The organism is Streptomyces sp. NPDC060198, from assembly GCF_042728415.1.
In the GTDB taxonomy this organism is placed as follows: Bacteria; Actinomycetota; Actinomycetes; order Streptomycetales; family Streptomycetaceae; genus Streptomyces.
In genome coordinates this window covers 1-13,787 of record NZ_JBHWZJ010000189.1, presented here as the reverse complement: position 1 = coordinate 13,787, position 13,787 = coordinate 1, and the positions used below count along the sequence as shown (strand labels likewise).

13 protein-coding genes are annotated in these 13,787 nt (G+C 71.3%); 12 read left to right on the top strand and 1 reads right to left on the bottom strand.

Annotation, left to right across the window (positions count from 1 at the left end):
- The first annotated feature begins 223 nt into the window (after positions 1-223).
- Positions 224-508, top strand: a complete 285-nt coding sequence (locus ACFWEP_RS21855) for a DUF3027 domain-containing protein (RefSeq protein WP_387371991.1) — start codon at positions 224-226, stop codon at positions 506-508.
- A gap of 292 nt (positions 509-800) precedes the next feature.
- Here the strand turns inward: ACFWEP_RS21855 and ACFWEP_RS21850 are convergent, their stop codons facing one another.
- Positions 801-1,709, bottom strand: coding sequence for a GNAT family N-acetyltransferase (locus tag ACFWEP_RS21850; RefSeq protein ID WP_387371990.1), 909 nt, complete (start codon positions 1,707-1,709; stop codon positions 801-803).
- Positions 1,710-1,992: 283 nt separating this feature from the next.
- On the opposite strand from ACFWEP_RS21850, the gene ACFWEP_RS21845 reads away from it, so the two are divergent.
- From ACFWEP_RS21845 to ACFWEP_RS21795, 11 genes are all read left to right on the top strand, one after another.
- Entirely contained in the window at positions 1,993-2,865 is an 873-nt protein-coding gene (locus ACFWEP_RS21845; RefSeq protein ID WP_387371989.1) for a Rossmann-like domain-containing protein, read from the top strand.
- Positions 2,862-3,950 carry a PLP-dependent cysteine synthase family protein gene (locus ACFWEP_RS21840; protein WP_387371988.1) on the top strand — a complete coding sequence of 363 codons (1,089 nt, stop codon included), beginning with the start codon at positions 2,862-2,864 and terminating at the stop codon, positions 3,948-3,950. Before ACFWEP_RS21845 ends, ACFWEP_RS21840 begins: the two co-directional genes overlap by 4 nt.
- Before the next feature lie 339 nt (positions 3,951-4,289).
- A complete protein-coding gene (locus ACFWEP_RS21835) occupies positions 4,290-4,598 on the top strand; it encodes a putative leader peptide (RefSeq protein ID WP_387371987.1) in 309 nt (102 codons plus the stop codon).
- 270 nt (positions 4,599-4,868) lie between these two features.
- Positions 4,869-6,077: an SfnB family sulfur acquisition oxidoreductase gene (locus ACFWEP_RS21830; protein WP_387371986.1), complete on the top strand. Its 1,209-nt coding sequence runs from the start codon at positions 4,869-4,871 to the stop codon at positions 6,075-6,077.
- Between the two features lie 115 nt (positions 6,078-6,192).
- Complete coding sequence (locus tag ACFWEP_RS21825) at positions 6,193-7,341, top strand: LLM class flavin-dependent oxidoreductase (protein WP_387371985.1); 1,149 nt, start codon at positions 6,193-6,195, stop codon at positions 7,339-7,341.
- Between the two features lie 782 nt (positions 7,342-8,123).
- A complete protein-coding gene (locus ACFWEP_RS21820) occupies positions 8,124-9,155 on the top strand; it encodes an amino acid ABC transporter permease (protein ID WP_387371984.1) in 1,032 nt (343 codons plus the stop codon).
- Positions 9,152-9,958: an amino acid ABC transporter ATP-binding protein gene (locus tag ACFWEP_RS21815; RefSeq protein WP_387371983.1), complete on the top strand. Its 807-nt coding sequence runs from the start codon at positions 9,152-9,154 to the stop codon at positions 9,956-9,958. Before ACFWEP_RS21820 ends, ACFWEP_RS21815 begins: the two co-directional genes overlap by 4 nt.
- A 129-nt stretch (positions 9,959-10,087) precedes the next feature.
- The gene (locus tag ACFWEP_RS21810) at positions 10,088-11,107 is read left to right on the top strand and encodes a transporter substrate-binding domain-containing protein (RefSeq protein ID WP_387371982.1); all 1,020 of its coding nucleotides are present in this window, start codon (positions 10,088-10,090) and stop codon (positions 11,105-11,107) included.
- Positions 11,108-11,179: 72 nt separating this feature from the next.
- Positions 11,180-12,289: an FAD-dependent oxidoreductase gene (locus ACFWEP_RS21805; protein WP_387371981.1), complete on the top strand. Its 1,110-nt coding sequence runs from the start codon at positions 11,180-11,182 to the stop codon at positions 12,287-12,289.
- 66 nt (positions 12,290-12,355) lie between these two features.
- On the top strand, positions 12,356-13,120 hold the full coding sequence (locus ACFWEP_RS21800; protein ID WP_387371980.1) for a GNAT family N-acetyltransferase: 765 nt from the start codon (positions 12,356-12,358) through the stop codon (positions 13,118-13,120).
- A gap of 83 nt (positions 13,121-13,203) precedes the next feature.
- Positions 13,204-13,787, top strand: a 584-nt coding sequence (locus ACFWEP_RS21795; protein WP_387371979.1) for an LLM class flavin-dependent oxidoreductase, incomplete at its 3' end; no start/stop codon positions are given.

Sequence of the window (13,787 nt, the reverse complement as noted above, 5' to 3'; positions counted from 1 at the left end):
CTCCTCGCCACCGCACTCGGCACGAAGCCCGACGGCCTCCCGAGGGACCCACAGCACCCGGTGCCCCGGTATTCGGCGGCCGGTCACCCCAGCGACCGACCGGCGCGGAGCCGGGCGTGCCGGTGCCGCATCACAGAGCCTTCGCTCTGTCTCTCGGTGAGAGGATCACTGCCAAGTGTGCGAGGGCTGACGGTGCCGAATCGAGCGAAGGGAGACGTCGAAAGTGGATGAGAATCAGCCTTGGACAGGTGACGATCAAGATCACAACGATCGGTGTCATGCGCGGTGGCGAGCGTCGTCGAACCGCTCGACGGCGCAGTCCGGTTACCTGGACGAGTGGTACGACGCCCAGTGCGGAGGATGCCGCTTCTGGATCGCGTTGAGCGGGCAGCTCGGCCGGGACTACGGGGCGTGCGGCAACCCCGACTCGTCATTCGACGGGCGAGTGCGGTTCGAGCACGACGGCTGCGAGAGCTTCGCCGGTCGAGCTGACGGGTCGTTCGGGTAGCAGCCGGTCGAGCGATACCGGCTCTGGTCACGACCGTGCGCAGGCGTGCGTCTGCGGCGTGATCGCTCCGCGGGGTGACGCAGCGGGGGCGCATGCCGTTCTGGTCTTGCGGCCGGTGTGGTCGGTGCCGTCGAGGGCGAAGCAGCGCGGGACGGTGAACCGGTCCTCGGCCCGGTCGAGCCATGAGCTGTTGGCCGGGGTGCGGGCAATCTCGAAAGGCGAGCCGGGCCGCGCACCCTCGCGCCGAAGCCGCCGCATGGCACGACACCCCCCGGCAGGCCCGTCCCCGCACTCACCGACCGCCTGCGGACTCCGACTCCTCCGGAATCGCTCGCTCAGTGAACTCGTACCCGGCGAAGTCGGCGACGTGGGTGTATCCGATGCGCTGGTAGAGAGCGTTACTGGTGGGGTTGTCCGGGTCCGTGAACAGGACGACGTCCGTCGCGCCCGCGGCCAGCGCGGCCCCGCTCGCCTCGACCGTCACGGCTCCCGCGTAGCCGCGACCGCGGAGGCGGGCCGGGGTGTAGACGGGGTCCACCCGGACCATGCCGCCGACGACCGGGGTCACGGCAGCCATCGACACGGGGGTGCCGTCCGGGGTCTCCCAGAAGGTGAAGTGCCTGTCACCGAAACGCGAGTCGTCCCAGGAGCCGGCGTCGATCAGCTCGATCGAGGGCTGTTCCCCGACATCGACGCAGAACGCGCGGCACCACCGCACGACGCGCTCGCGGTCCCCGCCGCCCGTACGGCGCCCCCGGCCCTCCGGGCCCGGTCGCGGCGGGGTGAGCGCGCCGAGACGGTAGAGATGGGTCCGCCAGAAAGGCACCGGCACCGCGCCCGTGGTCCGCTGCCACGATTCGGCGAAAGCCCCGGCGGTGTCCTGGTCGGCGATGACGTGGGAGGGGCTGTGACCGAGGCCGGCCAGCTGGACCGCGAGGGTGTCGGTCTGCCCGCCGGAGAGGGGCGTGAGGCCGAGACGTCCGCGCGGTGTGAGGTAGAAGATCGCACGGACCTCACCCTCCGACACCAGTCGGCCGAAGACGCCGGCTTCGAAGTCGCGTTCGATCGATCGACGCATCCTCAGCTTTTCGATGTCCGTCAGCGGCGTGTTGTGCAGGGCGGGACGCGAGCGCAGGAATTCCCCGGCCCGGGCGAGGAAGTCGTCCACGTCGCGGGTGAGGTGCCAGTGATCCGGAAGCATGCCTCATGATGCCGGACACCCCGGTCTCCCCCGACAGGCGGGCACGACGCCGCCGGTTCCGCTCGCCTCGCGGAGACGGAGACGTCCGATCCGGGCTCTCCCGACGCACTCCCGGCTCGGACCATGCCACTCGAGCCCTGCGGCTCGACACGGCATCGCCTCCGCCGGTCAGCGCAGATGACAATGAAAATGATTGTCGATAACGTGGCCCCTCAGGGTGCCCACCCCCCAACCGGGTTCACGCCGCCGCGCCCGGACCACCCCGCCCCACGAAGGAGACGCCATGACCCCCCTGATGTGCGCGAGTCCGGCCGGGACGCCCACGGCCCGCCCCGGCGCCGCGGGCTCGTACCCCGAACTCGTCGAGCGGGTCGTGTCCGGGGAGTTCGGCCCCCTGCCGGACGACCTGCGGATCACCTCGGCCTTCACCACGCACCAGGCCGTGCGCCACGACGGGAGGAACACCGGCTACCGCAACGAGGTGTTGAGCCTGCGATTGGCCGGAGCGGTGGGTTCGTGTGCGGTGGAACCGGGTACGTTGCCGGGCCACGTCGTGGCGGAGTGCGCCGGCTCCGATGCCTGCAGCCTGCTCGGGCACCCGCTCCTGCCGGTCCGCGTGGCCGCTCTGGACGCCTATCTGATGCACACCCATCGACACGGTCCCGTCTCCGGTGCTCTGACCTGTGCTCTACCAGGCGGCAGTTCACTGCTCAGATCGCGGGCTCGGGCGCGAGCCGTCGTGAGCCTGCTGCGACTTCCGCCCGGGCGGAGGGTGTTGGTGGTGGGCGTCGTCAACTCCCTTCTGGAGGCCTTGCGTACGCGCGGGCTCGACTATGTGCCGTGCGACTTCAAGGGCGGCATCACGGAGTGGGGCGAACCCGTGGTGACGGATGCGATCGAGGCCCTGGACCACTGCGACGCCGTACTCGCCTCCGGAATGACCCTGGGAAACGGCACGTTCGAGGATCTGCGTGTCCACGCCCAAGAAGAAGGCAAACCGCTGGTGATGTTCGCACAGACCGGCAGCGCGGTGCTGCCCCGACTCATCGGGTCGGGCGTCACGGCGGTGTGCGCCGAGCCGTACCCGTTCTTCTGGCTGGACGGCGGCCCAAGCTCCGTCCACCTCTACGACGGACACACCGGAGCCACTCCGTGACCACGGCCGTCCACGCTCCGGTGGAGAACCGTGCGTTGCTCGCTCTCGTGGGCCGGACGCCGCTGGCCCGCATCACCACCGATCTCGCGGGGCCCCATCCCGGTTTCTGGGCGAAGCTCGAAGGGCTGGGCCCCGGAGGCATGAAGGCACGTCCCGCGGTCGCGATGCTGCTGGGCGCAAGGGAACGCGGCGAACTTCTGCCCGGCGCACCCGTGCTGGAATCGACCTCCGGAACGCTCGGGATCGGCCTCGCCTTCGCGGGACAGGCCCTGGGGCACCCGGTCACCCTGGTAGTGGACACCGAACTCGAGCCGTCCATGAGGAAGTTGCTCCGCGCCTACGGAACCCGGCTGGAGTTCGTGGACCGCCCAACGCGGCAGGGAGGCTGGCAGGCCGCCCGACTGGCCCGGCTCCGGGAACTGCTGCACCGGACTCCCGGGGCCTACTGGCCCGATCAGTACGGCAACCCCGACAGCGTGGCCGGTTACGCCTCACTCGCGTCCGAGCTCACCGGCCGGCTCGACCGGATCGACATCCTCGTCTGCAGTGTCGGCACGGGAGGCCACAGCGCCGGGATCGCGGGACCGCTCCGTCGGCGCCTGCCCGGTCTGCGGCTCGTGGGGGTCGACGCGACGGGTTCGACGATCTTCGGCCCACCCGCCCGCCCGCGCCTGATGCGCGGGCTGGGCAGCAGCATCCGGCCGCGCAATGTCGTCCGCGAGGCGTTCGACGAGGTTCACTGGGTCGGCCCGGCCGAAGCGGTGGACGCTTGCCGGCGGCTCGCCTCGGGAAACTTCGTCAGCGGCGGTTGGAGCACCGGGGCCGTCGCCCTGGTGTCCGCCTGGGCGGCGCGTACACACCCGGAGGCGGTCGTGGTCACGGTCTTCCCCGACGGGCCCGAAAGGTATCTCGGCACGGTGTACGACGACGGGTACACCGCCGCCCACGGTCTGGGCGAACCCGTCCGGCACCCGGTGGAAGTCCCGTATCCGGCGATGGAGGCGGGCGGGTGGACCCGCTGCCGGGTCGTCACCGACCCGCGCGTGCCGCGTCCGGCCTCGACAGCGGCGGTGATCACAGGGTGAACGGCCTTGCGGTGGACGCTGGTTCCCGCCACGCATGTGACCTTCTTCCAGCCCGCTGACCTGTCGCGGCAACCCGGTGCCGCCTCACACTCCGAACCTCACGAGCCGATGGGTGAAGGAGCGCCGTGAGCGCAATGGCGGCGGCCGGGACCTGGACGCCCGGTGATCCGTGGCCTGGGGCGACGACGTGGTCGTGGCGACCGAGATGGGGACCGCCCGTCTCGCCGACGACATCGCCACCGGTGCCCCGCGCCTGACCGGGGAAGGGCCGGCCCTCCCCCGACGAGCGGGGCAAGGTCACCGCCTGAGCAGGCCCGACAGCCGCCGTCGCGAGGAGGGATGGAGAGAGACCTGGTCGACGGTAGGCCGATGCGGGCTCCCGCCCACGCCCCGACTGCCGGTACGCTCCCTGACGGGAACGGGCGGCGGGCGGCCGGAAGGGTCGCGCGCGGATCGCTTTCCCCGGTGGCACGGGCCCGCGCCGGGCGAGTGGTTCGGGCCTGCTCGGACGGCTCCACCTCCTGCGAGCGGATCGGTGACATGGACAAGCGAGTGGACCTCACGCGGCGGCGCCATGTCGACCTCGCGCGTGTCTCCAGCGCCGTCTGTCGCCCCGGCCACGGATGCCGTCCCGGCCACGGCCGCTGACCGTCCTGCCACAGCGGGTCCGAGGGGCTTCTCCCGGCCGTTCCGCCTCTTCCGACGCACCGCGAGCGTCGTCGCGCGACGGGCGCACCCGGGACGGGCTGCGGAGCGTCCCGCCGCGTCCACGCCCGACAGCCGGTGACGCCCTCGCCGGCAAAGGGCGTTCACCTCGCCCTGCGCGTCGCGGGATCACCCCTCGCCGACGCCCTCCCCATCCGCACGTGTCCCGCCCTCCCCCCGACCGCGCGTCCGCACCCGATCTCCGGAGTACCGATGGCCGCTCCCTCCGAATTCCCTCCCGCCGCCCATGTCGTCCGCGACGACGCGGAGGCGCTCGCCCTCGCGTCCGAACTGGCCGCCGAGTTCCGCTCGGGAGCCGCCGCGCGCGATGCGGAGCGTCGGCTTCCGCACGCCGAACTCGACCGCCTCTCCGCCTCGGGGCTCCTCGGCGTCACGGTGCCCCGGGCGTACGGCGGAGCCGGTGTACGCCACACCACCCTGGCCCGTGTCGTACGAACCCTCGCCTCGGCCGACGCCAGCCTCGCGCAGATCCCCCAGAGTCACTTCGTGTACGTCAACGTGCTGCGTGCCCGGGGCAGCGAGGAGCAGCGCCGGTTCTTCTTCGGCGAGGTACTGGCCGGCCGCCGTCTCGGCAATGCCCAGTCCGAGGCTGGTACGAAGCACGTCCAGGACATCCGGACGCGGCTCACGGCGGGCGAGGACGGCGGCTTCCTGCTGACCGGGGAGAAGCACTACTCGACCGGGGCCCTCTACGCGCACTGGATACCCGTGCTGGCCAGGGGTGACGACGAGGAGCTGTGGGTGGCCTACGTACCGCGTTCCGCTGACGGTGTCACCGTGGTGGACGACTGGGACGGGATGGGGCAGCGCACCACGGCGAGCGGAACGGTCCGGCTCGACGGCGTCCGCGTGCCGGCCGACCGGGTGGTGCCGCACCATCTCACCTTCCGGGGTCCGCAGTTGCACGGAGCCGTCGCCCAGTTGCTGCACTCGGCCATCGACGCGGGGATCGCTGCGGGCGCTCTGGAGGAGGCAGCCGCCTTCGTCCGCACGAAGAGCCGTCCCTGGTTCGAGAGCGGGGTGGAGAGAGCGTCCGACGACCCGCTCCTCATCCAGCGGTTCGGCGAACTGTCGCTGCGCGTACGGTCGTCCGACGCCCTGCTCGCGGAGGCGGCACGTGCGGTCGACCGCGCGGAGGCCGATCTCACCGACGACTTGGCCGCCGAGGCGTCCCTCGCGGTCGCGGCGGCGAAGGTCGTCGCCGCCCAAGCGGCGGTCGAGACCGGCTCGGCACTCTTCGAGGTAGCGGGTACCCGCGCCGCGCTCGACTCCCTCAATCTGCACAGGCATTGGCGTGATGCCCGGACCCACACCCTGCACGACCCGACACGCTGGAAGGTGCAGCACCTGGGTCGCTGGGCGCTCAACGGCACCCGCCCGCCCCGCCACGGACTCCTCTGACCGGCACGTGCCCGACGGGACCGCGATCCCACCGTCCCCACGACCCCGCAGTCCCGCGTCTCCGTCCCTCCACTTCCCCGACTCCCCGACTCCCCGCACCGAAAGGGTCCTCCCCATGTCTCTCACCTTCCACTGGTTCCTCCCCACCAACGGCGACAGCCGGCACGTCGTGGGAGGCGGTCACGGTACGCCCGTCACGACGGCGGGCGGCGACCGTCCGCCGAGCGTCCCCTACCTCACCCAGATCGCGCTCGCGGCCGAACATCTCGGCTTCGTCGGCGCGCTCACCCCGACGGGGGCCTGGTGCGAAGACGCCTGGCTCACCACCGCCTTGATCAGCCAGCACACCGAACGCCTCAAGTTCCTGGTGGCCTTCCGGCCCGGCTCCGTGTCGCCGACGCTCGCGGCGCAGATGGCGTCCACGTACCAACGACTCACCGGCAACCGGCTGTTGCTGAACATCGTCACCGGCGGCGAGAGCCACGAGCAGCGCGCCTACGGCGACTTCCTCGACAAGGACGGTCGATACGCGCGCACCGGTGAATTCCTGCACATCGTCCGGGAGTTGTGGCAGGGCAGGACCGTGGACCACACGGGTGAGCACCTGCGGGTCCAGGACGCGAAACTGATACGGGTGCCCGAGCCCGTCCCCGAGATCTACTTCGGCGGATCGTCCCCCGCCGCGGGCGTGGTCGCGGCCCGGCACAGTGACGTCTACCTCACCTGGGGCGAGCCGCCGGCGGCCGTCGCCGAGAAGATCGCCTGGATCAGGAAGCTCGCCGCCGAGGAGGGGCGGACCGTACGCTTCGGCATCCGGCTGCACGTGATCACCCGCGACACCTCCGAGCAGGCGTGGGCCGAGGCCGGACGGCTGCTGGCCGGCTTCGACGAACAGACCGTCCGGTCCGTGCAGGAGGGGCTCGCACGCAGCGAGTCGGAGGGGCAGCACCGGATGCTCGCGCTGCACGGCGGGGGCCGGGACGGGCTGGAGATCCATCCGAATTTGTGGGCCGGCATCGGGCTGGTGCGGGGCGGCGCGGGCACGGCGATGGTCGGTTCGCACGAGGAGGTCGCCGACCTGATCGCCGAGTATCAGGCGCTGGGCATCGAGGAGTTCGTCCTGTCGGGATACCCGCACCTGGAGGAGGCGTACTGGTTCGGGGAGGGCGTCCTGCCCGTCCTCGCGCGGCGCGGGTTGTGGCAGCACCCGTACGCGAGCGCCACCGCTCCCTCGGCGACCGTCCCGTTCGCGGGACGGTCGTGAGCCGCACCGGCTCCGCCCCGGGCTCGCGCGGGGGTGGCTCCTCCTGACCGGACGGACGCGGCGCGCGTCGCGACTGCGCGCCGCCCGCCGCCCGCCGCCCGCCGGAGAGGCTCCGGTCGCCGTGTGGGCCGTATGACCAGGCATGAAGCCCGTGTTACAGGATCACGAAATGAAGGCCGCCCCACGGAGCGCCCGGAACCCACCCCAACGCAACGCCCGCTCGCTTCCCTGATGGTGTTTTCGCTGGTCAGGGCGGTATGGGCCGCACATCCACGCAACGCCGGGCCTGTCCGGAAACCTGTTCACACGACTCCGGTGCGCATTGACGCCCTTTCCCCCACATGGGTTACTGACGCCGGACCGGCCCGGTGATTCCCCGGCGGTCCGGCGGCCACGACCCCGTGTGTCGCCCGTACCACCGAGCGTGCCCCAGCGGCTCGCCCACCGCGGCAGAGAGAACCAGGATGACCAGCATGGAGAGCGCACCGGAGAGGACGGCAGGCGTCCGCCGCCTCCGCTCCCTCGTGCCGTCCGCCACGCTGTCCCCCGCCTCCTCGCGTACGCCGTCGCACGTGTGCGGCACGTGCCGTGCCTGCCACTCGTGTACCTGCGGGCTGCCGGCCTGCGCACCGCACTGCGGCTGCTGACCGACCGGCCGGACCCCGTCCGCCCCGCCCTCTCGCGCTTCCCCGCGACCCTGCCCGGGACTCCGGCCAGGGTTCCCGATTCAGCCCGACCGCGTGCCGCGCGCCGTCCGGCCACCCCTGACCGCTGGAGCACCCATGCCCGAGACGTCCGCGCCCCCGGAAGATCCGGTCATCGCCGGCTCTCCCTCCGCCCCGCCCGGAGAGCCACCGGCTCCGAAGGACGCCGCCCTCGTCACGTCGGCACACGACCCGCGTCTGGCCGCCGAGCGGGTTCTTCCGCTGCGCCACCCGTGGCGATGGGTGCTCACCGCGGTGGTCGTCGTCCTGGTCGCCCAGTTCGTCCACGGCCTGGTGAGCAACCCGTTCTACCAGTGGAGCCGGTTCTCGTACTGGTTCTTCCGTCCGGTGATACTCGACGGTCTGCTGATCACCCTCGAAGTCGCCGCACTCAGCGCGGTGTTCGGCCTGATCGGCGGGGTGGTCCTCGCACTGGGCCGGCTGTCGCCCAATCCGGTACTGCGGTCCGTCTCCTGGGTCTACATCTGGCTGCTGCGTTCGGTCCCGCTGATCGTCGTTCTGCTCTTCCTCTACAACTTCAGCGCGCTGTACCAGACGTTGAGCCTCGGGGTTCCCTTCGGACCGGCCTTCTTCGAGTTCGACGAGTCCCGGCTCGCCACCGACATGACCGTCGCCGTGGTCGGCCTCAGCCTCAACGAGGCCGCGTACGCCGCGGAGGTGGTCAGGTCCGGGGTGCTCTCGGTGGACCAGGGACAGCACGAGGCGGCCTCGGCGCTCGGCCTGCCGCGCGGCTACCAGTTCCGCCGCATCGTCTTCCCACAGGCGCTCCGGGTGATCGTGCCCTCCTACGTCAACCAGCTGATCGGGCTGGTCAAGGGCACCTCACTGGTCTTCTACGTCTCGCTGCTCGATCTGTTCGGCACCGTCCAGAGCCTTGGCTCCACCTACTCCGGGGACATCGTCCCGCTGCTGCTGGTCGCCACCCTCTGGTACGTCATCCTCACCAGCGTCATCTCGGTGATCCAGTTCTACGTGGAGCGCCACTACTCGCGGGGCGCGCTGCGCACCGTACCCCCGACCCCGCTGCAGAGATTCCGGGCCACCATCCGGACCGCCCGGTCCCGGACCTCGATCGGATCGAGCACATGAGCGTCACCACCCCGCAGAGCACGAAGAACCCCGTCCGCGCAGAGCCGGTGGCGGTGGAGATCCACCGGGCGCACAAGTGGTTCGGTGAGAACCAGGTCCTGCGCGGCATCGATCTGACGGTCGAGCCCGGGTCGGTGACGGTGATCCTCGGGCCGTCCGGGTCCGGCAAGTCGACGCTGCTGCGTGCGGTGAACCACTTGGAGAAGCTGGACATCGGGCACGTGACGGTCGGCGGAGAGCCGATCGGGGTACGGCACCACCGCGGCCGGCTGAAGGAGCTGCCCGAGCGCACCATCCGGGCGCAGCGCAGCCGGATCGGTTTCGTCTTCCAGAACTTCAACCTGTTCCCCAATCTCACGGTGGTGGAGAACGTCGCCGCCGCGCCCATCGCCATCGGTCTCGCCGACCGCGAGGGTGCCCGCGAGTCTGCCCGGGCCCTCCTCGACCGGGTGGGGCTGGCGGACAAGGCCGACAGCTACCCACGCCAGTTGTCCGGTGGTCAGCAGCAGCGCGTCGCCATCGCACGGGCGCTCGCCCTCGACCCCGGTGTGATCCTCTTCGACGAGCCGACCTCGGCACTCGACCCGGAGCTCGTCGGTGAAGTCCTCTCCGTCATCAAGGAGCTGGCGACCGGCGGTACGACGCTGATCGTGGTGACCCATGAGATCGGGTTCGCCCGCGAGGTCGCCGACCAGGTCGTCTTCCTGGACCACGGCGTGATCGTCGAGCAGGGGAAGCCGGCCGACGTGCTGGACAACCCGCGCGAGGTCCGCACCAGGGAGTTCCTGGGAAAGGTCCTCTGATCGTTCGTCATGTCGCTTGACCTCGGTCCGATCCATCGTCAGCCATCGGTCGGAGCAGGGGCATTACCCCTCCTCTCCCCTCCCCCACGTGTCCTCTCACCAGTGCTCCATCACCCTCAAGGAAACGACATGTCCCGCCGCAGATCCCGCCTGACCACCCTCGCCACCGCCGGCACCGTCCTCGCTCTCGCCGCCGGACTCAGCGCTTGCGGGGACAGCGACACCGAGGACTCCGCCGCCGCTCCGGGCGCCTCCAAGGGGTCGGTCGTCATCGGCGCCGCCTCGAACGGGGCTGCCAAGGAGATCACGCTGGACGTGCCCGAGGTCGCGTCGATCCGCGCGCAGCTTCCGAAGTCCGTGACCGAGGACGGGAAGTTCACCATCGGTCTGGGCATGCTCCCCGCCGGGTCCGCGCCGCTCGGCTATGTCGGCGACGACCAGAAGACGATCACCGGCTCCGAGCCCGACCTCGGCCGCCTGGTCGCCGCGGTCTTCGGCCTGAAGCCCGAGCCGAAGAACGCGACCTGGGAGAACCTCTTCGTGGGGATCGACAGCGGGCGCACGGAAGCCGGCTTCTCCAACATCACGGACACCGAAGAGCGCAAGAAGAAGTACGAGTTCGCCTGCTACCGCCAGGACAACCTCGGTTTCGAGGTGAGCAAGGAAGCGGACTGGAGCTTCGACGGTGACTACGAGAACCTGGCCGGCAAAACCATCGCCGTGGGCTCCGGAACCAACCAGGAGAAGATCCTGCTGGAGTGGCGGGACAAGCTGAAGGCCGAGGGCAAGAAGCTCGACGTCAAGTACTTCGCGGATAACAACAGCGCCTATCTGGCGCTCAATTCGAAGAAGATCGACGGGTACTTCGGCCCGAATCCCGCCATCGCCTACCACATCACCCAGTCCGCGAGCACCCCGCAGGCCACCCGCAGCGGGGGTACGTACTCGGGTGCCGGTGCCTCGCTCCAGGGGCTGATCTGCGCCACGGCGAAGAAGGACAGCGGCCTGGCCAAGCCGCTTGCGGAGGCCATCAACTACCTGATCGAGAACGGCCAGTACGCGAAGTGGCTGGAGGCGTGGAACCTCAAGGACGAGGCCGTGCAGAAGGCCGAGGTCAACCCTCCGGGCCTGCCGATCACCAACTCCTGATCCACCGGGACACCGCACCCCGATCGAGCCGGGGTGTGCTCGAACGCGAGAACGCGGAGAGGAAGATCCGTCATGGCACCCAGCGTGGTGATCGTCGGTGGTGGGGTGATGGGCGCGGCGACCGCGTGGCGGCTGGCGGAACGCGGCCACCGGGTCACGGTGCTGGAGCGGTTCGGTCCCGGCCACGACCGGGGGAGCTCGCACGGCAGCTCCCGCATCTTCCGGCTGACGTACGCCGATCCCTGGTACGTCGGGCTCGCCCTGCGGGCGCTGCCGTTGTGGCGGCGGCTGGAGGAGGAGTCGGGCAGGCCGGTACTGACGCTCACCGGAGCGGTCGACCACGGGTCGCCCCGGACCGTGGGGAAACTGGCCGACGCCCTGCGGGCGGCCGGTCGGCCGGGGCTGGTGCTCAGCCCGGCGGAGGCGGCCGAGCGCTGGCCCGGGCTGCGTGCCGACTCGACCGTGCTGCTGCACCCGGAGGGCGGCCGGCTGCACGCCGACGCCTCGGTGGCGGCGCTGCTCTCGGCTGCGGCGGGCCTCGGAGCCGACGTACGGCACGGGGTACGGGTACGTGCGCTGCGCCGGACGGGACGCGGCGTCACCGTCGAGACCGAGGAGGGCGGCCCGGTCGTCGCGGACGCGGCCGTGGTCGCGGTCGGCGGCTGGTCGCCGTCCTTCCTGCCGGACCTGGTGGACGGACTGCCGCCGCTGCGGGTCACCCAGGAACAGCCGCTGCACTTCGCGGTGGACGACGCGCTGGAATGGCCGGCCTTCGTGCACCATCCGGGCGCCGGATTCGACGAACCGGGTGGGGTGTACGGGCTCGGCAGCGAGGACGGCGTCAAGGTCGGGTTCCATGCGGTCGGGCCGGTGGTCGACCCCGACCACCGGGACCGCACACCTGACCCGGCGGCGGCCGAGCGGCTGGAGCGCTACGTGCGTGCCTGGCTGCCCGGCCTGGCCCGGGCCCACCCCGAGCCGGTCACCTGCCTCTACACGTCCACCCCCGACCACGACTTCGTGGTCGACCGGCGAGGTCCGGTGACGGTGCTCGCCGGCTTCTCCGGTCATGGCTTCAAATTCGCTCCCGCCATCGGCGAGCTGGCGGCGGACCTGGTCGAAGGCCGGTCCGCGGCCGAGCGCTTCGTCCTCGGGCGCCCCCTGCCCGCCGCCGTCGGCTGACGCGGTCCGCCCCTTGTCCACCGTGCCGGAGACCGGCACGACCCACCGAAGGAAGAACGGCCACACATGTCCACCGACCTCCAGCCGGCGCAGTCGCTCCTCCGCCTCGATCCCGTTCCCACACCGTCCGGACCGCACGTGCTGGACAACGCCGCCTGGGCCGCCCTCACCGGAGCGCACCGCCGCTTCGCGGAGATCGTCGGCTCCGCCGCCCGCTACCAGACGGACGTCGCCCCGTTCGTGGCGCTGGGCGACTCCTCGGACCCGCGCGCCTGGGACGATCTGGCGGCGCTTCTCGGACCCGGTACGCAGACGGCGGTGACCGGGATCAGCGCTGTGCCGGAGCACTGGGAGACCGTGGAGCGGGCGGAGGGCGTACAGCTCGTCGCCGACACCCTGCTCACGCGGGCCGATCCGGAAGCCGTCCGGCTGACCACGGCCGACGTGCCCGAGATGCTGGACCTGGTGAGCCGGAACAAGCCGGGACCATTCCTCCCGCGCACCATCGAGCTGGGCGCCTACTGGGGAATCCGGCGCGGCGGACGGCTGGTGGCGATGGCCGGGGAACGGCTGCGGCCCCCTGGCCACACCGAGATCAGCGCCGTCTGCACGGACGCCGGACATCGCGGCGAGGGGCTCGCCACCCGGCTGGTCCGGCATGTCGCCGACGGCATCCGGGACCGCGGGGACGTTCCCTTCCTGCATGCGGCGGGCGACAACGAGAACGCCATCCGCCTCTACCTCTCGATCGGCTTCGCCCTGCGCCGGCGCACCCTCTTCGCCGTGGTCCGCGTCCCCGGCGGTGACCGCGCCACCGCGCCGGGGAACTGACCTCCGCCCCCAGCGGGCACGCGACCGGAACCGGTCCGCCGCCTCCGTACTCCCCAGCCGATCAGGAAAGGTTCTTCCCCGACATGTCGCAGTCCCCCGCCTCACCTCCCGAACCCCTCCATCTCGCCGTGGCACTGGACGGCACGGGCTGGCACCCCGCCTCCTGGCGCGAGCCGGAGTCCCGTGCCCGCGAACTCTTCACCGCCGCCTTCTGGCTGGACGCCGTGCGGGAGGCGGAAGCAGGCCTTCTCGACTTCGTCACCTTCGAGGACGCGCTGTCGCTCCAGTCCACCGACCCGACCGCCGACGACCGGCGCACCGACCAGGTGCGCGGCCGTCTCGACGCGGTCCTGATCGCCTCCAGGGTGGCGCCGCTGACCCGGCACGTCGGATTGGTGCCGAGTGTGGTGGCCACCCACACCGAGCCGTTCCACCTGGCGAAGGCCGTCGCGACACTGGACTTCGTGAGCTCCGGCCGCGCCGGAGTCCGGGTCAAGGTATCCGCCGCGGGGCACGAGGCGGCACACTTCGGCCGCCGGGTGCTGCCGCCGTTCCGTCCGCAGGACTACCTGCTGCCCGAGGCCCAGAAGCTGGTGCGCGAGCTGTTCGCCGAGGCCGCCGACTACGTCGAGGTCCTCCGCAGGCTCTGGGACAGCTGGGAGGACGA